The organism is Litoreibacter albidus (assembly GCF_900107015.1).
Classification (GTDB): Bacteria; Pseudomonadota; Alphaproteobacteria; order Rhodobacterales; family Rhodobacteraceae; genus Litoreibacter; species Litoreibacter albidus.
Genome location: NZ_FNOI01000005.1, coordinates 66724 through 87340, shown reverse-complemented (window position 1 = coordinate 87340; position 20617 = coordinate 66724). Strand labels below are relative to the sequence as shown.

Below are 20617 nucleotides of genomic sequence, written 5' to 3'. Positions count from 1 at the left end.
GCACATGTCTCTTGCGAAGTGCCAGCTTCGCGGGTTGTCTTCAACTAGAACATATTGCGAGGGCGCCCTAATGACCAAAATCAAAGCCGCAGTGTGCCATGAATTTGGTGCGCCCCTAAGTATCGAGGAGGTGGAGCTGCGTGCGCCCGAAGCCGGTGAAGTCGAGGTGGCGCTTGAAGCCTGCGCGATCTGCTTTTCCGATATCTCCTACATGGATGGCGGATGGGGCGGTGCACTGCCTGCGGTCTATGGCCACGAAGCCGCCGGACGCGTGGTCGCCATAGGCGACGGCGTGACGGGGGTGTCCGTCGGTGACGCGGTGTTGGTGACGCTGATCCGTGCCTGTGCCACCTGCACGCCCTGCGCCTCCGGTGCGCCAACACAATGCACCACGCCCTACGACCGCATGGCAGGGCCGTTGTCGATGCCGGACGGCAGCGCGCTGGAGCACGGATTGGCTTGCGGCGCCTTCGCGGAGCGCGCGGTGGTCGATCAAAGCCAGATCGCACGCATCCCTGACAACATCCCGATGGACGCCGCGTCGCTGCTCTCATGTGGCGTTGTCACGGGCGTCGGCGCGGTGGTGAACACCGCTAAAGTGCGGCCCGGACAGACGGTGGTCGTCATCGGCGCAGGTGGCGTCGGGCTTAATGCAATCCAAGGCGCGGCGCTGTCCGGTGCTGCGCGGATCATTGCCGTCGATATGGTGCCCGAGAAGCTGGAAGCCGCCAAAGAGTTTGGCGCAACCGATGGCGTGCTGGCCACCGATCCAAAGCCGTGGAAAGCGGTGGCCGACATCACGGACGGGCGCATGGCTGACGCGGTGATGGTCACGGTCGGTGCTATCCCTGCCTTCGACTCCGCGCCCCGATTTCTGGGTGCGGGGGGTAACATGTACCTCGTCGGCATGCCGCATTCCGGCGATAAAGCCACCTATGAGCCAGTGATTTTCGGCGCGATGGCGCAGGGGATGAAGGGCACCAAGATGGGCGATGTCGTCCTGAAACGCGACATCCCGTGGCTGGTCGACCTGTATAGTCAGGGTCGCCTGAAACTGGATGAACTGGTGTCGGGGCGCTGGCGTCTGGATCAGATCAACGAGGCCATTGCCGACACGCGCTCCGGCGCGGCGCGGCGCAATGTGATCATGTTCAAATGAAGCTGCGAGACCTCAAAATCATCGTGACCGCGCCCCCTGCACCGGGGTGGGGCGGGCAGTATTGGATATTCGTTAAACTAACGACCGCGTGCGGGATCGAGGGCGTGGGGGAGGTCTATGCCTCCGCCGTCGGGCCGGATGCGATGCGCGCGGTGATAGAGGATGTGTTTGCGCGCCATGTAGAGGGCGAGGACCCCGAAAACATTGAACTGATGTTTCGCCGCGTTTATTCGTCCGGCTTCACGCAGCGCCCTGACCCCACCGTTATGGGGGCGTTTTCAGGTCTGGAGATGGCCTGCTGGGATATCTTGGGCAAGGCCCGTGGCCGCCCCGTGTGGGCGATGCTTGGCGGCAAGATGAACCCGAAAATTCGCGCCTATACCTACCTCTACCCCCTGCCGCACCACGATCTGACAGAATTCTGGACCTCTCCGGATATGGCAGCGGAATCGGCGCTGGACGCCGTCAATCGCGGCTACACAGCGGTGAAGTTTGACCCCGCCGGCCCCTATACGATCCACGCAGGCCATCAGCCCGCCATGTTCGACATTTCCTTGTCCGTTGCGTTCTGCAAAGCCATCCGCGCCGCCGTGGGCGACCGCGCGGATTTGCTGTTTGGCACGCATGGGCAGTTCAACACCGCAGGTGCGATCCGGTTGGGGCACGCGGTAGAGCCCTATGCGCCGCTTTGGTTCGAGGAGCCTTTACCGCCCGACAACCCGCTTGAATTTGCGGAGGTGGCAAAAGCCGTGCGCATCCCGATTGCGGCGGGTGAACGGCTGACCACGAAGGCCGAATTCGCAACGTTGCTGCGCACTGGCGGCGTAAAGATATTGCAACCCGCGTTGGGTCGCGTGGGCGGTATATGGGAGGCGAAGAAGCTTGCCGGACTGGCGGAAGTGTTCAACGCGGAACTCGCGCCGCACCTTTACGCAGGGCCTGTTGAGTGGGCCGCTAATATCCATTTGGCGACTTCGATCCCGAACTTGCTGATGTGCGAAACCATCGAGACACCATTCCACGCGGATCTGATCGGCGGCGCGCTCAAGGTGGATAACGGCTACATCACGCCGCCAGATGCGCCGGGTCTTGGGATCACATTGAACGAAGATCTTGCCTCGGCGCATCCCTACACCGGCCAAGGGCTTCACCTGCAAATGCAAGAAGCCCCCTGCGACTACCAGAACGGGAATTCTTTCGCGGGCGGCGCGCCGCTTAAGGCTTAGAGGTTTCGTGGTCGAGGCGCAGTTTGGCAATGGCCTCGTTGTGCTCTGCCTTCAGGCTGTCGGACAGGCTGGCTTCGACGTAGTTCAAATGCGCCTCCACCGCAGCGCGTGCGCCGCTTTCGTCGCGTGCAAGCAGGGCCGTGTTTATGGCGCGGTGCTGCTCTAGCAGGGTGTCGCGGGTGGTGCGGTGTTTGAACATCATGTTGCGGTTGTAGAACACGCCTTCGCGCAGCATCTGGAACATGGCCCGCATCATATGCAGCATGATCACGTTGTGGCTGGCCTCAATGATCGCAAGGTGAAACTCCGCATCAAGCTGCGCTTCGTCGGCGGGGTTTCTTTTGGAATGGGCGGCTTCCATTTTGCGGTAGATGGTGTCGATAACCTTCAGATCAGTATCGGACCCTAAACGCGCGGCGCGCGCAGCGGCCAACCCCTCAAGGTCACGGCGGAATGAGATGTAGTCGAAAATTGCCTCGTCGTGGTCGGAGAAAAGCTGCACCAACGCGTCCGAAAACGCCGCGCCGACCACTTCGGCCACGTAGATGCCAGCCCCTGCTTTCGTTGCCAAAAGTCCACGGCTTTGCAGGTCCGCGACGGCCTCGCGCAGGGACGGGCGGGAAACGCCCATCTTTTCCGCCAACTCCCGTTCCGACGGTAGCCGTTCCCCCGGCTTCAGAATGCCGCGCAAGATCAGCAGTTCGATTTGGCGCACGACCGCGTTGGACAGTTTCTCGGCTTCGATCTTCTTAAATGGCATCTATTCACCTTCTGAATTGGTAAATTTATATGACCAGCGCCAAGTGCAGACAACAAAAAACGGCCCCCGCGTGATAGGGGCCGCTAATGTCTCGCTGTCTATGGATCAGGCCGCGTTGGGGCGGATCACGATGTCGACGCGGCGGTTCTGCGCGCGCCCTTCTTCGGTAACGTTGGACACCACGGGGCGGGACTCGCCCTGCCCGTAGGACCGGATGCGCGACGGGGCCACGCCGCCATCTTCCAAAGTAAATGCAACGGCCTGCGCGCGGCGCTCCGACAGTTCGTAATTGAAGCTTTCTGAACCCGTGTCGTCGGTGTGGCCAACGATGTTCACAGTCGTGTCGGGGTAGTCTTGCAGGTTGGACGCCAGCGCCAGCAGGTCAGACCGCATAGCCCCGCCCAGATCTGCACTGTTAACTGCGAACAGCAAGTCTTGCGGCATGGTCACACGCAACTCGTCGCCCGTGTTCACGATGTCGATGTCTTCGTTCGGGATGTCGCGGCGCAGATCGTCGGCCTGCTTGTCCAACTGGTGGCCGATGACGCCGCCAGCGGCGGCGCCGATGCCCGCGCCCACAATGCCCTTCAGCAGCTTGTTGTCGTCGCTTGACGCGCCAATCAGCCCGCCGACCGCGCCACCGATGATGGCGCCGGTTTGGGATTTATTGGCTTGGGAAATGCTATCGGTCGTGCATGCGCTGACAGCAAAAGCGGCAGCCGCAACGGCTGCGATAGGTTTGATCGTCATGGTACCTGCCTCGGTATGTGGGTCCCGCCTTTTCGGCGTGGGTTATAGGGGCAGTTTACCGCAATCTGGCCTCCCTGTTAAGGGGGAAGCTCTGGCCGGCGAAATCACGCCGCCGGCCAAAGGTCTTATAAGGCGCGCTTAGGAGTAGGGGCGGATCACGATCTCGACCCGACGATTCTGGGCGCGGCCCGCGCTGCTCGCGTTAGACGCGATTGGCTGGCTTTCACCTTGGCCGATCACGCGCAGGCGGGAGCCGGACACGCCAGCGTTGCGCAGCACGCTGGAAACCGCCTGAGCGCGGCGCTCTGACAGGTCTTGGTTGTAGGCAGCGTCACCCGTGCTGTCGGTGTGTCCCGCAACGATCACTTCGCTGTTCGGGTAGTCGTTCAGGTTGTTTGCAACGGCCCGCAGGTCGGCGCGCAAGTCAGAGCGCAGCGTCGTGCTGTCGGTTGCAAACAGTAGGTCTTGCGGCAGTGTCACGCGCAATTCGGAGCCGGTGTTAACCACGCCCACGTTGTCGTTGCCCAAGTCGTTGCGCAATTCGGCGGCCTGTTTGTCCAAGCTGTTGCCGATCGCACCGCCGACCGCGCCGCCAACTGCCGCGCCGATTATGCCGCGCTCCAGTTTGTTGTCGGATGTGGAGTTCGCGCCGAGCGCCCCGCCGATAGCCGCACCAATCAAGGCGCCGTTCTTTGTACGTTGGTTCGGGGTGGATGCATCGCAGCCAGCCAAGATGAGTGCCGCAGCGGGCACAGCAAGCATAAGGGTTTTCATGTCATACGTTCCTCTTTAGGCCGCGGTGTCGCGGCTCTCAAAGTAATAACTGTGCAGACGCCAAAAAGTTTCAAGTGAGGGCAAGAAACCTGCGGCGGGTTCCCGCCGTCGCGATCAATTTACTGACACAAGTGGCCGCAAAAGGCCCCGATACCCCGCGCCTATAGGCCGGTTTTCGCCGCTTCATAGGCCAACATTGCGCGCTTCACTGGAAGGCCCCAGTGGTATCCGCCGAGACCACCGGATTTGCGCAACGCGCGGTGACATGGAATCAGCCAGCTAATCGGGTTGCGCCCCACGGCAGTGCCTACCGCACGTACCGCTTTCTTGTGCCCGATGGTGTTCGCGATCTCCGAATAGGTCGTCACATGCCCTGTGGGGACCGCCAGCAGCGCCTCCCATACCTTGATCTGGAACGGGGCCCCGATCAGATACAGCGGCGCTGGCTCCGCGCTGGCGTCTTGCGCCCCGAAGGCCGCCATCACCCATGGACGCAGGAGGTCAGGGTTTTCCTGATAAGTCGCATTTGGCCAGCGGCTGACAAGGTCGGCCATCGCAGCCTCTTCGCCGGTTTCCGCGCCAAACCCGATACCGCAGATGCCCTTGTCGGTGCCCATCACCAACGCTGGCCCGAACGGACTATCAAACCACCCCCAATGGATCGTCAGCCCCTCACCCTTGCGGGCGAACTCACCGGGGCTCATCGCTTCCCATTTTATGAACAGATCATGAAGCCGCCCGCTGCCTGACAAACCGACAGAGCCGGAGGTCTCCAACACCGTAAACCTGTCCTCCAGCAACGCCTTGGCGTGCCCTAGGCGCAGATATTGCTGCAACCGCCCCGGCGACACGCCCGCCCATTTGCTGAACACACGCTGAAAATGCGCAGGGCTCATCTGCATGCTGTGCGCAAGCTGGTCCAGCGACAACGGCCCGTCTTGGTGTTGGTCAATTGCTTCAATGGCGCGTTTGACCAGCCCGTAGTGGTAGCTGCTCTCCGGCGTTACGGCGTGATTGTCATGGGCGAGGGGATTGGGTTTATGTTCCATGGATGCAGCCTAGGCCTGTGCGTCCTGCGGATCGACCCGTTTTTTGCGCTTTCACCGTAGGGGGCTGACATACAGTAAACCTTGCCCCCAATGGGGCGACGGGGCATACCGCGCGTATGACTGCGCCTGCCAAACAACTCGATTATCATACGATCCACGAGATCTTCACCCGCTTCGCCGCATCTGACCCAGAACCCAAAGGGGAGCTGGACCACGTGAACGCGTATACGCTGGTGGTGGCCGTCGCGCTGTCGGCGCAGTCCACCGACGTGGGCGTGAATAAGGCTACGAAAGAGCTGTTCAAGATCGCCGACACGCCTGAGAAGATGCTGGCGCTTGGCTTGGACGGGGTCATCGAGCACATCAAAACAATCGGCCTGTACCGCAACAAGGCCAAGAACGTCATCAAGCTGAGCCAGATATTGGTGGACGATTACGGTGGCGTGGTGCCGTCTTCGCGCGCCGCTTTGGTGTCGCTTCCGGGCGTAGGGCGCAAAACGGCAAATGTCGTGCTGAACATGTGGTGGAGCTATCCCGCACAGGCGGTCGATACCCACATCTTTCGCATCGGTAACCGCACGGGCATCTGCCCCGGTAAAACCGTAGAGGCGGTGGAGCGCGCCATAGAGGACAACATCCCCGTCGAATTCCAACACCATGCGCATCATTGGCTGATCTTGCACGGGCGTTATGTCTGCAAGGCCCGCAAGCCAGTGTGCGCCAATTGTATCATCCGTGATCTGTGTACCTCAGAGGACAAAATCCATGACTAAGAAGTTTCAAATCGTCGGCATCGGCAACGCTATGGTTGACGTGCTGGCGTCCAGCACTGACGCGTTTTTGTCCGAAAACGGCATCGACAAAGGCATCATGCAGCTGACCGACCGCGCCCGCGGCGTGGCGCTTTACGATCTTATCGGGCCGGCCAAGGAAATCTCCGGCGGCTCGGCGGCCAACACGATCGCGGGTATCGCGCATCTGGGTGGAACCACGGCCTATATCGGCAAGGTCAAAGACGATCAGCTCGGCGCGATCTTCGCGCACGACCTGCGCGCGCAAGGCGCCGTCTATGAAACGCCGATGGCACCCAGCACCCATGACGCGGAAACTGGTCGTTGCATCGTCCTTGTGACGCCAGACGGGGAGCGTTCGATGAACACCTACCTTGGCGTCACCGAATTCCTGTCGCCAGACGACATCGACGAGTCCCAGATGGCGCAGGCCGAATGGATCTACCTTGAGGGCTACCGCTTCGACGGGCCAGACTCTGTTGCCGCGTTCGATAAGGCGATTGCGGCCTGCACTGGCTCTGGCGGGCGGGTGTCCTTGACCCTGTCCGATCCGTTCTGTGTCGGCCGCCACCGTGAGGCCTTCCGCAGTTTGATCCAAAACCACGTTGACCTGCTGTTCTGCAACCGCGCTGAAATGCTGTCGATGTACGAGACCGATGATTTCGATGCGGCGCTGGCGCTCGCGGCCTCTGAGGTTGAGATTGTAGCCTGCACGGACGGCGAAGACGGTGCTCACATCTTGTCCCACGGTCAGCGCTGGCACGTGCCGGCCACGCCAGTCCAAATCGTTGATGCCACCGGTGCCGGAGATCTGTTCGCAGGGGCGTTCCTGTGGGGCTTGACCAATGGCCACAATCTGGAGACCTGCGGCCGCATGGGCTGCGTTGCAGCCTCTGAGGTGATCTCCCACATTGGCGCGCGCCCCGAAGCTGATTTGCGTGCTTTGTTTCAAGAGCAAGGGCTTCTCTAGCGGCGGTCCTCCAACAGAACTGACGGTACAGCTTGCTCCTACGGGATGCCTCCGGCGGGGATATTTTGGGGGCCAATGAGAGATCTGGCGCTAATAGAAAAAGGCGAGCGGTCCGTTTGAGCCGCCCGCCTTGGTGACAGGTCTAAACCCTCACCGGCCACGGCCATCGGCGTCCCCGCCTGTACCGCGCAACCAGTCTCGGAGATTCCCGTTAAAGAACCGTTACCCTCTCATTGGCCCATAAATATCCCGGGGGTGCGGGGGCTGGCCCCCGCTTGCGCGCGCGGTTTATCTAGTCACCAAGCTTGGCGTGGACCTCATCCAGATCAATTTCTCCGATGGGCATTTTATTAGCAGGGTTGTCGAAGTCATATTTGAACAGGTTGAAGTCGCGCTTGTAGATTTCATAGACCAGATGCATCGACAGGTCGTCGAAGTAATCCTCAATCGGGTGCAGGCGTTTGGGGCCGTGCCCTTCGCTTTCGTTGAAGCGCGGTATGGTGGCGACGTCGACGGCGTGTTTGGTTTCCACTGCGTCCATCACCGACTGCATGCCGTCGTTGAAAGTTTCGGTGAAGAAGATGTTGTCGTAGCGCCCGCCGTTCACGATGAAGGTGGAGATATGGCCCGACATGGCCGACCAGTGGATGTCCGGATCCATCGGGCGCTTCCAGCGGATGGTGTCGCGCGCGAACAGCAAGAAGCGGCGAAACGACTCGATTTGGTCAAACTCGAAGCCGGTTTCCGGATCGCCCACCTCAATGCCGTATTTCTGCACAAGCAGCGGCACCAGATTGCCCCGATAGCGTTTGCCATTGCGCTGGATGCCGCAAATCTTGTCGAAGAACGACGACAGGATGCGCCCATACGGGTTGCGCACGCAGGTGAAGGCATAGCTTTTGTGGGAGGTGACGTTTTGTTCGATCTTCGGCTGGCTGGCCTCGATCGCCCATTTGTGCAACTTGCCCGTCGCGTCGTGGATGTCGCCGTCAAAAAACTCGCCGTGATCGGAATAATACATGATCTGGCCGATGGAGGAGCAGGCGCATTTGGGCACAACGCGGTACACCATGCTTTCGCTTTCCGTCATCCAGGTTCCTGGAAACCCCATACTGCTATCCTCGTTCTCGCATCAATCGGCCGATTGTTTACGTTTTGGCCACAATTACACCTACAATTGCAATTGCGGACTGTTTAAGCAACCGCACCTAAGGTTATGTAGGCAAACCTAAAAGAGTTTTAAGTCAGGTCAGGGGGGAATTTCCAGATGGCAAAAATCGCCTTCATTTTGCTGTGTCATAAAGACCCCTTAGCAATTATTGACCAAGCGGAGCGTTTGACGGCGGCGGGGGACTGCATGTCTATCCACTTCGATGCCAGCGCCAGCCCCGCCGCCTATAAACAGATTCGCGCGGCGTTGGACGATAACCCGAACGTGGCCTTCGCCAAAAAGCGCATCAAATGCGGTTGGGGGGAGTGGTCGTTGGTGCAGGCAACCCTGCACGCCATGCGCGCTGCGGTGGATGAATTCCCGCGCGCCACCCATTTCTACATGCTGTCCGGCGATTGCATGGCCATCAAATCCGCGACCTACGCCCATGAGGCACTCGATTCGAACGATGTCGACTACATCGAAAGCTTCGACTTCTTTGCTTCGGACTGGATCAAGACGGGCATGAAGGCCGACCGCCTGATTTACCGCCACTGGTTTAACGAGCGCACGCGCAAATGGCTGTTCTACACCTCTTACGAGTTGCAAAAGAAGTTCGGCTTCACGCGCGAGATACCCGCCGATCTGCAAATGATGATCGGGTCGCAATGGTGGTGCTTGCGGCGGCGCACGGTGGAATGGGTGCTGGACTTCACCCGTGACCGGCCCGACGTCATGCGCTTCTTCAAGACGACGTGGATTCCGGACGAGACGTTTTTCCAAACGTTGGTGCGCCACCTTGTGCCCTCTGCCGAAATCAAGACGCGGACGCTGACGTTTTTGATGTTCACCGACTACGGCATGCCGGTGACATTCTATAATGATCATTACGATCTGCTGCTCAGTCAGGACTTTTTGTTCGCGCGCAAGGTTTCCCCAGACGCGCTAGAGCTGAAGGAGCGGTTGGGCGACCTTTACGCGTCGGAGCGGATGGATTTTCAAACCTCCAATGAGGGGCTGACGCTGTTCAAGTTCCTGACCGGACGTGGCCGCATCGGCCGCCGCTTTGCCCCGCGGTTCTGGGAACGCGAAAGCTCGCTCGGACGCGACCGCGAACTGATGGTGATCGCCTGCAAGAAATGGCACGTGGCCAAGCGCCTGATCAGCCGGATATTGGAGCACACGGAGTTGAAAGGCGCGGAGTATCTGTTTGACGAGGCAGACACCGTGCTGCCGGACCTGGGCGGCATCCAAAGCACGCTCGACAAGCGCACGCGTCACCGCCGCGCATTGATGCGGCTGCTCTACGACCATTACGAACAGAACCGCATGGTGATCTGCCTCGATCCGTCCAATCTGGACTTGCTCAGTGATTTGTTCTCCGACAACTCCACCACGCGACTGCTGGAAATCGAGTGCCGCTTCGAGGATGAATACCTGCTGGGCCACGCCAAACGGGTAGGGCTGGCGGGCGAGATGACGCCGCAAGACACCATCGACAGGTTGCTGCCCACCGTGCGCCAGAATTTTCTGTTCGAGAGTGACCAGATCAAGGATGCGGACTTCCCGAATTACTTTAAGGTGTCGGAGAACCAGTCGCGCGACGAAAACATCGTGCCCTTGATGGCCTTCCTTGACGTGTCAGAGGAAAAGGCCCGCGAGATATTGAACATCGACTACCTGTTTGAGGACTAATGCCCATGGCCTACGCTTACGACGACCAAAACATCTTTGCCAAAATCCTGCGCGGCGAAATCCCCAATGATACCGTGTTTGAGAGCGACCACGCCTTGGCCTTCCGCGATATCTCGCCCGCCGCGCCCACGCATGTGCTGGTGATCCCCAAGGGGCCGTATGTTTCCATGGACCACTTCACCCAAGAGGCGTCGGAGGCCGAGATCGTCGGCTTCATGCGCGCCATCGGCGAAGTGTGTCGCCTTGAGGGCGTCAGCGAAGACGGCTTTCGTGCCATCTCCAACGCCGGTCGCAACGGTGTGCAGGAGGTGCCGCACCTTCACGTACATATCATCGGTGGCCGTCCGCTGGGCCGGATGCTCGCGAAGACGGAGTAGGGCGTTAGGCCGCCCGCTCGGACGGTCCGAAGTTCGTCGCGACCAGATCAATGTCCTGCGGCGTCAGCGTTGTGGCCCCCAACACCGTGGCCACGACGTCGCCGTCGATCAGGATATCCGCGCCGTCGGCTGTGATCGTGACACTAACCGCAGGCTCGGGGTCGGCCGCGTTGTAGCGTAGGCGGATGGCGTCTTCGGTGTCGTTGTAATCCTCGACCACCGCGCCCGAGTTCGCGTTCAACCATGTGCCAAGCGTAAACAGATCCGACCCCGCGCCGCCCGTGGCGCTATCGCCATTGCCGATTTGCAGAGTGTCGTCACCCGCACCGCCTACAAGCGTGTCGCCTTGATCGTAATCCTCGGCTCCGAACAATCCGTCCTCGATACCGTCCTCCAAGCCTAGAATGATGTCGTTGCCATCGCCGCCCCGCAAGGTGTCGACGCCCATATCACCGTTGATCAGATCGTTACCTGCGCCGCCTTCCAGAACGTCGTCGCCGCCGTTGCCAATCAAGTGGTCGTCGCCCGCGTTGCCGCGCAGGGTGTCGTTGCCGTCCCCGCCAAACATCGTGTCCCCGTCTTCGCCGCCGCTGATGGTGTCGTCGCCCGCTTCGCCGTAAAGGCTGTCTTGGCCAACGCTGCCGCGGATCAGGTCGTCGCCTTCGCCACCGAACAACACGTCGTCACCTTCGCCGCCGTTCACAATGTCATTGCCGTCGCCGCCCGTCATCAGGTCGTCGCCCGGCCCGCCGTTCAGCGTGTCATCGCCCGCGCCGCCGTCAACAATATCGTCGCCCGCGTTTGCGTTGATGGTTTCATTGGCAGTGGTCGCCTCAATGATATCGCCGTTCTCGGTGCCGATGAGCGTAGCTTCCTCGCCACCACCGTCTTCAGGGTTTTGGGCGTCGTCAGCGGCTTTATCGTCGCTTCCGCCGAACACATCCGTGACCAACCCCACACCAAGCAGCGCAATAATTGAAAATAAACCGATCATATTTAAAATGTCCTTGCTGGAAGTCGCGTTTGGATACCCCTGTGGGTATCGCCGCCGAAGGTGCCCTAAAAACCGCGATTTTGTGACGACACCACGGCAATCCGGCTGCCGGGCATTTTTTCTGCGGCGATCGCGCTTTTGTTCTGCACTGCGCGCGCAGTCCGCCCTTGTCGGCGCGGGTGGGGGCGCTATGATTGCCCCCTCTGATTTACTCTTGAAACGGGACGATTCATCATGGCCACTGCTGCTCCTGAGACTGTAATTGTGGACACCATGCGCGTCGCGTGTGATGGCGGCGAAGGGGCCTTGGGCCACCCGCGTGTCTGGCTGCAAATCCCTGCGACTGTCGGCTATGTTGAATGTCCCTACTGCGATAAAAAGATCGTCCACAAAGACTTTGAGGGTAAAGTCTAGTGGCGTTCGGCAAGGGCTGCCATCTGCACCTGATCGACGGCTCTGCCTTTATCTTCCGCGCCTACCACGCTCTACCACCGCTCACACGCAAGTCTGACGGGCTGCCCATCGGGGCGGTTGCGGGATTTTGCAACATGTTGCAGCGCTATGTGGAGGGCAACAACGGCCCCGACGCGCCGACCCATGTTGCTGTGATCTTTGACAAAGGGTCACACACTTTCCGCAACGATATGTATGATCTCTACAAAGCCAACCGCGACGCCATGCCAGAGGATTTGCGCCCGCAAATGCCCCTAACACGCGAAGCCACGGTGGCCTTCAACATCGCCTGCGAGGAGATGGAGGGCTATGAGGCCGACGACATCATCGCGACCCTTGCCGTGCAGGCGCGCGACCTCGGCGGACGTTGCACGATCATCTCCAGCGATAAGGACTTGATGCAGCTTGTCGGCGGCGGCGTCGAAATGCTGGATGCGATGAAGAACAAGGTCATCGACGTCGAAGGCGTTGAGGAAAAATTCGGCGTAGGCCCGAACCGCGTTGTCGATGTGCAAGCGCTGGCAGGCGATAGCGTCGATAACGTACCCGGCGCGCCGGGTATCGGTATCAAAACGGCGGCCCTGCTGATTAATGAATACGGCTCGCTGGAGCAGCTTTTGGACCGCGCCGAGGAAATCAAACAGCCCAAACGCCGCCAGACCCTGATTGAGCACCGCGCCCAGATCGAACTGTCTAAACGACTGGTGCAGCTGGATGAAAACACGCCGCTGACCTTCTCCATTGACGATTTGGAGGTCCGCGATCCGGACCCAGAACGCCTGCTCGACTTCCTCGCCCGCATGGAATTCCGCACGTTAACCAAGCGTATCGCCGATAAGCTGGGGACAGAGGCACCGGTTATCGAGGACGCAGCCCCCGTTGCCGCTGACGCGCCGGAAATGCCCGAAATCAAAGACGCCACTTACGAGACAGTGCGCGATGCGATCACGCTGCAAACATGGGTCGATCTTGTCTATGAGCATGGCCATGTCGCCGTCGACACCGAGACCACAGGCCTTGACGATATGGTTGTGGACCTCGTGGGCATATCGCTCTGCGTGAACGCGGGTCACGCCTGCTACATCCCGCTGGCGCACAAGCAAGGCAGCGATGATTTGTTTGGCTCCGACGCCGCGGCGGAGGGGCAAATGCCCCTGCAAGAGGCGCTCGATCTGCTGAAACCCATGCTTGAGGATGAAAGCATCCTCAAAATCGGCCAGAACATGAAATACGACGCCAAAATCTTTAACAGATACGGCATTGATCTGGCCCAGTTCGATGACACCATGCTGATCAGCTACGCGCAGAACGCAGGCCTGCATGGTCACGGTATGGACGCATTGTCGGAACGCTATCTGGGGCACACCCCGATCCCGATTAAATCCCTGCTCGGCACGGGCAAAAGTCAGATTACATTCGACCGTGTCCCTATCGACGACGCCACGCCCTACGCCGCCGAAGACGCGGATATCACGCTGCGCCTTTGGCAGTTGTTGAAGCCCCAGTTGCACCAAAAAGGGGTCACCACAGTTTACGAGACGTTGGAGCGCCCCTTGGTGCCGGTTCTGGCCCAGATGGAGCGGCACGGCATCAAAGTGGACCGTGACACGCTGAGCCGCATGTCCAACGCGTTCGCGCAGAAGATGGCGGGGCTGGAGGCGGAAATTCACGAACTCGCAGGCCAGGATTTCAACGTCGGCTCCCCCAAACAGCTGGGCGAAATCCTGTTCGACAAGCTGGAATTGCCGGGCGGTAAAAAGGGCAAGACAGGTGCCTACTCCACGGGTGTGGACATCTTGGAAGACCTCGCAACAGAGCATGAGTTGCCCGGCAAGGTGCTGGATTGGCGCCAGCTGTCAAAGCTGAAATCCACCTACACCGACGCGCTGCAAACCCATATCAACGCCGATACTGGCCGCGTGCACACCAGCTATTCTATCGTTGGGGCGAACACCGGCCGTCTGTCGTCGTCCGATCCGAACCTGCAAAACATTCCTGTTCGCTCCGAGGAAGGCCGCCGCATCCGCGAGGCGTTTGTGGCGGAGCAGGGCAATGTGCTTGTGTCGCTCGACTATTCCCAGATTGAGCTGCGTATCCTCGCCCACGTCGCGGGGATTGATGCGCTGAAGCAGGCCTTCAAGGATGGCCACGATATCCACGCCATGACCGCGTCAGAGATGTTCGGCGTGCCTTTGGACGAGATGACACCAGACGTGCGCCGTCAGGCCAAGGCGATCAACTTCGGGGTGATCTACGGCATCTCCGGCTTCGGTCTGGCCCGCAACCTGCGCATTCCGCGTAGTGAGGCGCAGGGCTTCATCGACCGCTACTTTGAACGCTTCCCCGGCATCCGCGCGTACATGGATGAAACCGTGCAATTCGCCAAGGATAACGGCTACGTGCAAACGCTGTTTGGCCGCAAAATCCACACGCCGGAGATCAACGCCAAAGGCCCGGGGGCTGGCTTTGCCAAACGCGCCGCGATCAACGCGCCGATCCAAGGCACGGCGGCGGACGTCATCCGCCGTGCGATGATCCAGATGCCTGCGGCGATCAAGGACTTGCCGTGCAAAATGCTGCTACAGGTCCACGATGAATTGATCTTCGAGGTGCCGGAAGACGCGGTGGACGACACGGTCAACACCGTGCGCGGCATCATGGAAAACGCATCCGATCCAGCGGTTAAATTTGACGTGCCACTGGTGGTGGATGCAGGGCAGGGCGCAAACTGGGCCGAGGCGCACTAGCGCGTCTCGTGCGGCTCTTGCGAGGGCACGGCCATCGGGCACTTGCACCCGCGATAAACGGTCTTGCGCACGAACGGCCCGATGCTGACCAGCACGATGAACGCCACAGGCCACGCGAAAAACCACGCGCCGGACCACACGTGTACAAACGCCGCCGACGCCCCAACCATGCGGAAGGTGGCGACGCCGCACACTAGCGATGACATCAGCGCGGAGGTCACGGCGCTAAACAGCAGGTGGGCAAACAAGAAACGGTTCATACGCGGGCTCTCGACAGGTCAGCAATCTGGGCGATGCTAGGCAGTTCACCGCAGCCCGAAAAGCCCTGCCGCGCACGATCTCTGTGCGCCATCGCGCAGGACGGCTGCTAAGTGCCTGTAAGCTATGGTGCCAACCAAGTGCGCACGCGGATGTGATCAGCCCTCAAGCGCGTCAGAGCGAATGATCGAGAAGAATTCCCCCGAAGACCACACCCCGAACCAGCCGTCGCGGTGAACCCCCAGATCAACCAACCGGTAAAAGCTTTTGCGGTCCACCAACGCCTCCAGATTGCGGCGAACCAATACATAAGGCGACGGCTCGCCATTGTCGTCATAGGCCACGCGGATCGGGTGATCCGGCCCTGCAACAAAGACGTCGCCCACATGTGTCTCGAAGCGCAGTTTCTGGCCCTCGCCTTCGCCCACCACGTTGAAATCCAGCGCCACAAATGGCGCGTCGTCCACCTTGATGCCCACTTTCTCCACGGGCGTCACAAGGAAATAGTCGTCGCCGTCTTTGCGGATGATCGACGAGAACAGCTTCACCAGCCCCGCCCGCCCAATGGGCGTGCCCAGATAGAACCACGTCCCATCCCGCGCGATGCGCATGTCCAAGTCGCCACAAAACGGCGGATTCCATTTGTCTACCGGCGGCAGGCCGCCTTTGGCGCTTTCTTGCGCAGCGGCTGCGATACTTTCCGCCGACGGGACCTCAAGCTTTTGTGCATCTGTACCTTTTGCCATTCTATTATCCCGCCATATCTGCCTTTATATACATATTGATTATAGCCGCCCCGAGGGAGTTGTCACATGGCAGACGCGCAGGAACTGGTAAAAGATATTGAAGCCCTTGCGGACAAGCTGAACGCTGCGCGCAACAGCATCGGCCAGCAGATCATTGGCCAGCAGGGCGCAGTTGATTTATCGCTGATTGCCATGTTGTCCGGCGGTCATGCGCTGCTCATGGGGCTTCCCGGCTTGGGCAAAACCCTGCTTGTTGATACGCTCTCCACCGTTATGGGGCTCAGCTCCAACCGTGTGCAGTTCACGCCGGATTTGATGCCCGCCGATATCATCGGCTCCGAGGTGCTGGAAACCGCAGACGATGGCAGCCGCGCGTTTCGCTACATCGAGGGCCCGATTTTCGCGCAGTTGTTGATGGCAGATGAGATCAACCGTGCCTCGCCGCGCACCCAGTCCGCGCTGCTTCAGGCGATGCAGGAACGCTCCGTCACCGTGGCGGGCGTTGACCACAAGCTGCCCGCGCCATTCCACGTTCTGGCCACGCAAAACCCGTTGGAGCAGGAAGGCACCTACCCGTTGCCGGAGGCCCAGCTTGACCGCTTCTTGCTGCAAATCAACGTCGACTACCCCGACCGCGACACCGAGCGCGATATCCTGCTGGCCACAACCGGTACGGCGACGGCGAAATCCACGCAGGTCTTCACAGGCGCGGAGCTAATCGCAGCACAAAATTTGGTCCGCAGCATGCCCGTGGGCGATGCGGTGGTGGAGCATATCCTTGATCTGGTCCGCGCGTGCCGCCCTGACGAGGGCGAAGCCACCGATCTGGTGCGCGAAACCGTCGCTTGGGGGCCGGGCCCCCGCGCCGCACAGGCGTTGATGCTGACCGTGCGCGCCCGCGCGTTGCTGCAAGGCCGCCTCGCGCCATCCTCCGACGATGTGCTGGCGATGGCGGACCCGATCCTGTCGCACCGCATGGCGCTGAGCTTCGCCGCCCGCGCGGAAGGGCGCGTTTTGTCCGACGTTATCGCGGATGTCGCCGCCAAAACCAGCCAGCGGAAAGCTGCGGCGTGAGCCAAGCCACCCCCAAAGATACCGCGACCACGCCCGCAGGCCTACGGCACCGCGCCGAGGCCCACGCCAGCGCCTTCCCCGCGCTTTTGGCGCAGGCGGAGCATTTGGCCGCGACGGTTCTCTTGGGGGAACATGGCCGCAAACGGGCGGGCATGGGCGATGAATTTTGGCAGTACCGTCCCACGCAACACGGCGACGGGCTGCGCGATGTGGACTGGCGGCGCTCCGCGCGGTCCGACGCCACCTTCGTGCGTCAAAAGGAATGGCAAGCGGCGCAATCGGTCATGCTCTGGGTTGATGACGCGCTGTCTATGTCCTTTGCGGGTGGCAAGGATCGCCCCACCAAGGGCCACCGCGCCCGCGTTATCGCCATGGCGCTCTGTGTGTTGCTGAACAAAGGCGGAGAGCGTTTCGGCCTCGCGGATCGCGGCACCCCGCCACGGCGCGGCGAGGGGCATTTGACCCGCACGGCTGGCCATTTGATGAATGCGGAAGGCACTGCCGACTACGGCGCGCCCAACGCCCGTGTGTTGCCTGCAGGCTCCCGCGCGGTGTTTATTTCCGACTTTCTGGGCGATCCGGCAGAGGTTGCCACCGCCCTGACCGCCGCAACCGATCGCGGTGTGCGCGGGGTTTTGCTGCAAGTGCTGGACCCTGACGAGGAGGCCTTTCCCTACGACGGGCGCACCGTCTTCGAGAGCATGTCCGGCGCCATAAAATTCGAAACCCTCAAGGCCAATTCCCTGCGCGACGCGTATTTGCAGCGACTTGCCGCGCGCAAGGCGCAGTTGCAGGATCTGGCCCGTAAAACCGGCTGGCGCTACATGTGCCATCACACCAATGATCCGGCGGCCAAGGCCCTGCTGTGGCTGTATCAGTCGCTGGAACGCGGGGCGTCATGATAGCCAGTCTTGCCTTCACCGCACCGCTTCTTTTAGCCGCCCTCGCGATTTTGCCGATCCTGTGGTGGCTGCTGCGCGCCGTGCCACCCGCGCCGGTCAAACGCCGCTTTCCAGGCATCGCGCTGCTGCTTGGCCTGACCGACGATAAGGCTCAGACCGACACCACCCCGTGGTGGTTGCTGCTGCTGCGCATGTTGGCGGTGGCCGCGTTTATCATCGGCTTCGCGGGTCCGGTCCTGAACCCCGAAGAAGACCGCGCAGGCTCCGGCCCGCTGCTCATCGCTATGGACGGCTCTTGGGCCAGCGCGCGCGACTGGCCAGCCCGCAAAGCCCGTGTGGAGGAGCTTTTGGCCGAAGCCGCCCGCGAAGGCCGCCCCGCCACCATCACCCTTCTGTCCGACCCGCCCGCTGGCCCGCTGAGCTTCCAATCCGCTGACGCCGTCGCCGCAACGCTCGCAGGGGTGCAGCCCCGCGCATGGGCACCGGACGCAGATAAGGTGGCAGAGTGGCTGCCGCGCCTTGGCGATGCGGCCTTCGATACCGTCTGGTTCTCTGACGGGTTGGACCGCGACAGCCGTGCGGATGTGTTGGCCGCGTTTGAGGCCAAAGGCGATGTCAGCATCATTGAAACCGCGCGCCCGATCTATGCCTTGAAGCCCGCCGTGTTCAAAGACGGTCGTATTTCCATCACCGCGCTGCGCAGCCCTGCGGGTGCCGCGCAAAGCATCACCCTGTCGGCCATGGGGCCGGACCCGAACGGGGCGGAGCGTGAATTGGCCACCGCCACCGCCGACTTCGCCGCAGGGGCGACCTCGACAGAGGTGCTGTTGGACCTGCCGACCGAATTGCGCAACCGTGTGAACCGCTTCGAAATTGCGGGGCTGCGCTCGGCAGGGGCTGTGGCGCTGACGGATGATGCCTTGAAGCGGCGCGAAGTCGGCTTGCTGGCAGGCCGCAACGACCAAGAGGCGCAAGACCTGCTGTCGCCGCTCTATTACCTGAACAAAGCACTGGTGCCGACCGCCGACCTGATCGAAGGCAGCTTGCAAGACATGTTGCTCGCCAGTCCCGACGCATTGGTGCTGGCCGATGTTGCAACCGTGTCCGGCGCGGAACGTGACGCGCTTTTGGATTGGGTCGATGAGGGCGGTATGTTGGTCCGCTTTGCCGGACCACGCACCGCCGCCGCCGATGTCGAAAGCGACGATCCGCTTATGCCCGTTCGCCTGCGCGCGGGCGGGCGCAGCGTCGGCGGTGCCATGTCATGGGGGGAGCCGAAAGCGCTGCGGGCCTTTACCCGCGACGGCCCGTTCTTTGGCCTTAGCATCCCCGAAGACGTGCAAGTCACCGCGCAAGTGGTGGCGCAGCCGGACCCAGACTTAGCCGCACGCACCGTGGCGTCGCTGGCGGACGGTACGCCGCTGGTCACGCGCAAATCCTTGGGCGACGGTCAGATCATCCTGTTCCACGTCACCGCCAACGCCGAATGGTCCACCCTGCCGCTGTCTGGCCTGTTCGTGCAGATGTTGGAGCGCCTCGCGATCTCCACCCGCCCCGCAACCATCGCGGCGGAAGATTTGATCGGCACGACATGGGTGCCCGAAGAAACGCTCGACGCGTTTGGCGTGGTCAGCGATGCGGGTGATTTGGCAGGCGTGGCGGGCGAGGTGCTGGCCGAAAATCCCATCGGTGCCGCGCTTCCGCCTGGTCTGTATGCGGGGGAGGACCGGCGCATTGCCTTGAACGTGATCGCCAGCGACACAACCCTCAGTGCATCGTCATGGCCCGCGGGCACCAAGGTCGAAGGCCTGTCCGTGGCGCAGGAAACCCCGTTGATGGGCGCGCTTTTGTCGGCGGCTTTGCTGCTGTTACTGCTCGATATCCTCGCCACGCTGTCGCTGTCCGGCAAGCTGCGCGGCGCGACGACAGCCGCCGTCGTGCTGTTCGCAGTGTCAGCCCTACCGCAGCAGTCACGCGCCCAAGATGACAGCCGCGCGGTGCAAGCCACGTCCGAGGTGGTGCTGGCCTATGTGAAAACCGGCGACGCCAAGCTGGACCGCGTCTCAGACGAGGGGTTACGCGGCCTGTCGATGAGCCTGTTTCGCCGCACCTCGGTGGAGCCTGCGGACCCTATCATGGTCGATCTGGAGGCGGACGAGCTGTCCTTCTTCCCGATCCTCTACTGGCCGATCATTGAAAGCCAACCCACACCGTCGCCCGAAGCTTATGCCAAGCTGAACCGCTATTTGCGAACCGGTGGGATGATCCTTTTTGACACCCGCGACGGCAATATCGGCGGCTTTGGCGCGTCCACGCCGATGGGCCGCAAGTTGCAGGCCTTGGCCGCGCCGCTGGATATCCCCGCGCTGGAACCCATTCCAGAAGACCACGTGCTCACGCGCACGTTCTACCTGTTGCAAGACTATCCCGGTCGGTTCACCTCGCGCGATATCTGGGTCGAAGCCGCCCCCGCCGACGCGCAAGCGGCGGAGGGGCTGCCGTTCCGTGATCTCAACGACGGGGTGACGCCGGTGCTGATCGGTGGCAACGATTGGGCCGCGGCATGGGCGCGCGATGCGCGGGGCAATGCCCTTTATCCGGTGGGGCGCGGCTTTGCTGGCGAGCGTCAGCGCGAGTTGGCGATCCGTTTTGGGGTCAACGTGGTGATGCATGTGCTGACCGGCAACTACAAATCAGATCAGGTCCATGTGCCGGCCCTGCTAGAGCGGTTGGGGAATTAGA

The 20617-nt window shown here is 61.2% G+C and carries 19 protein-coding genes; 11 read left to right on the top strand and 8 right to left on the bottom strand.

The window, feature by feature from the left end; genetic code table 11:
* The first annotated feature begins 70 nt into the window (after positions 1 to 70).
* Positions 71 to 1159 carry an alcohol dehydrogenase catalytic domain-containing protein gene (locus BLW66_RS12580; RefSeq protein ID WP_089947519.1) on the top strand — a complete coding sequence of 363 codons (1089 nt, stop codon included), beginning with the start codon at positions 71 to 73 and terminating at the stop codon, positions 1157 to 1159.
* Entirely contained in the window at positions 1156 to 2385 is a 1230-nt protein-coding gene (locus BLW66_RS12575) for a mandelate racemase/muconate lactonizing enzyme family protein (RefSeq protein WP_089947518.1), read from the top strand. Before BLW66_RS12580 ends, BLW66_RS12575 begins: the two co-directional genes overlap by 4 nt.
* Here the strand turns inward: BLW66_RS12575 and BLW66_RS12570 are convergent.
* The 4 genes from BLW66_RS12570 to BLW66_RS12555 all read right to left on the bottom strand — a co-directional run bounded on the left by BLW66_RS12570 (position 2375) and on the right by BLW66_RS12555 (position 5718).
* Complete coding sequence (locus tag BLW66_RS12570; RefSeq protein ID WP_089947517.1) at positions 2375 to 3145, bottom strand: FadR/GntR family transcriptional regulator; 771 nt, start codon at positions 3143 to 3145, stop codon at positions 2375 to 2377. The genes BLW66_RS12575 and BLW66_RS12570 overlap by 11 nt on opposite strands.
* A gap of 105 nt (positions 3146 to 3250) precedes the next feature.
* Positions 3251 to 3895, bottom strand: coding sequence for a YiaD family glycine zipper/OmpA-like lipoprotein (locus BLW66_RS12565; RefSeq protein WP_089947516.1), 645 nt, complete (start codon positions 3893 to 3895; stop codon positions 3251 to 3253).
* Between the two features lie 138 nt (positions 3896 to 4033).
* Complete coding sequence (locus BLW66_RS12560; RefSeq protein ID WP_089947515.1) at positions 4034 to 4669, bottom strand: YiaD family glycine zipper/OmpA-like lipoprotein; 636 nt, start codon at positions 4667 to 4669, stop codon at positions 4034 to 4036.
* Between the two features lie 161 nt (positions 4670 to 4830).
* Entirely contained in the window at positions 4831 to 5718 is an 888-nt protein-coding gene (locus tag BLW66_RS12555) for a bifunctional helix-turn-helix domain-containing protein/methylated-DNA--[protein]-cysteine S-methyltransferase (RefSeq protein WP_089947514.1), read from the bottom strand.
* 116 nt (positions 5719 to 5834) lie between these two features.
* Here BLW66_RS12555 and nth point away from each other — a divergent pair, with 116 nt between their 5' ends.
* Both nth and BLW66_RS12545 read left to right on the top strand, forming a co-directional pair.
* Positions 5835 to 6491, top strand: a complete 657-nt coding sequence (gene nth / locus BLW66_RS12550) for an endonuclease III (RefSeq protein ID WP_089947513.1) — start codon at positions 5835 to 5837, stop codon at positions 6489 to 6491.
* Positions 6484 to 7479, top strand: coding sequence for an adenosine kinase (locus BLW66_RS12545; RefSeq protein ID WP_089947512.1), 996 nt, complete (start codon positions 6484 to 6486; stop codon positions 7477 to 7479). Before nth ends, BLW66_RS12545 begins: the two co-directional genes overlap by 8 nt.
* A 292-nt stretch (positions 7480 to 7771) precedes the next feature.
* Here BLW66_RS12545 and BLW66_RS12540 read toward each other — a convergent pair whose 3' ends face one another.
* The gene (locus BLW66_RS12540; protein WP_089947511.1) at positions 7772 to 8590 is read right to left on the bottom strand and encodes a sulfotransferase family protein; all 819 of its coding nucleotides are present in this window, start codon (positions 8588 to 8590) and stop codon (positions 7772 to 7774) included.
* Positions 8591 to 8746: 156 nt separating this feature from the next.
* Between BLW66_RS12540 and BLW66_RS12535 the strand changes: the two genes are divergently transcribed.
* Complete coding sequence (locus BLW66_RS12535) at positions 8747 to 10324, top strand: DUF5928 domain-containing protein (protein WP_089947510.1); 1578 nt, start codon at positions 8747 to 8749, stop codon at positions 10322 to 10324.
* Positions 10325 to 10329: 5 nt separating this feature from the next.
* Complete coding sequence (locus BLW66_RS12530; RefSeq protein WP_089947509.1) at positions 10330 to 10701, top strand: histidine triad nucleotide-binding protein; 372 nt, start codon at positions 10330 to 10332, stop codon at positions 10699 to 10701.
* 4 nt (positions 10702 to 10705) lie between these two features.
* Here the strand turns inward: BLW66_RS12530 and BLW66_RS12525 are convergent, their stop codons facing one another.
* Entirely contained in the window at positions 10706 to 11695 is a 990-nt protein-coding gene (locus BLW66_RS12525; RefSeq protein WP_089947508.1) for a calcium-binding protein, read from the bottom strand.
* 234 nt (positions 11696 to 11929) lie between these two features.
* On the opposite strand from BLW66_RS12525, the gene BLW66_RS12520 reads away from it, so the two are divergent.
* Together BLW66_RS12520 and polA are read left to right on the top strand one after the other, a co-directional pair.
* Entirely contained in the window at positions 11930 to 12109 is a 180-nt protein-coding gene (locus BLW66_RS12520; protein ID WP_089947507.1) for a zinc-finger domain-containing protein, read from the top strand.
* Entirely contained in the window at positions 12109 to 14895 is a 2787-nt protein-coding gene (gene polA, locus BLW66_RS12515) for a DNA polymerase I (protein ID WP_089947506.1), read from the top strand. Before BLW66_RS12520 ends, polA begins: the two co-directional genes overlap by 1 nt.
* Here polA and BLW66_RS12510 read toward each other — a convergent pair.
* Together BLW66_RS12510 and BLW66_RS12505 are read right to left on the bottom strand one after the other, a co-directional pair.
* On the bottom strand, positions 14892 to 15155 hold the full coding sequence (locus BLW66_RS12510) for a DUF2798 domain-containing protein (RefSeq protein WP_089947505.1): 264 nt from the start codon (positions 15153 to 15155) through the stop codon (positions 14892 to 14894). The genes polA and BLW66_RS12510 overlap by 4 nt on opposite strands.
* A 156-nt stretch (positions 15156 to 15311) precedes the next feature.
* Entirely contained in the window at positions 15312 to 15899 is a 588-nt protein-coding gene (locus tag BLW66_RS12505; protein ID WP_089947504.1) for a DUF1285 domain-containing protein, read from the bottom strand.
* 66 nt (positions 15900 to 15965) lie between these two features.
* On the opposite strand from BLW66_RS12505, the gene BLW66_RS12500 reads away from it, so the two are divergent.
* From BLW66_RS12500 to BLW66_RS12490, 3 genes are read left to right on the top strand one after another with little or no spacing between them, the layout of a single operon-like run.
* Positions 15966 to 16973, top strand: coding sequence for an AAA family ATPase (locus BLW66_RS12500; protein ID WP_089947503.1), 1008 nt, complete (start codon positions 15966 to 15968; stop codon positions 16971 to 16973).
* Positions 16970 to 17875 carry a DUF58 domain-containing protein gene (locus BLW66_RS12495; protein ID WP_089947502.1) on the top strand — a complete coding sequence of 302 codons (906 nt, stop codon included), beginning with the start codon at positions 16970 to 16972 and terminating at the stop codon, positions 17873 to 17875. The genes BLW66_RS12500 and BLW66_RS12495 overlap by 4 nt, the downstream gene beginning before the upstream one ends.
* Complete coding sequence (locus BLW66_RS12490) at positions 17872 to 20616, top strand: DUF4159 domain-containing protein (RefSeq protein WP_089947501.1); 2745 nt, start codon at positions 17872 to 17874, stop codon at positions 20614 to 20616. Before BLW66_RS12495 ends, BLW66_RS12490 begins: the two co-directional genes overlap by 4 nt.
* The last annotated feature ends 1 nt before the right edge of the window (position 20617 follow it).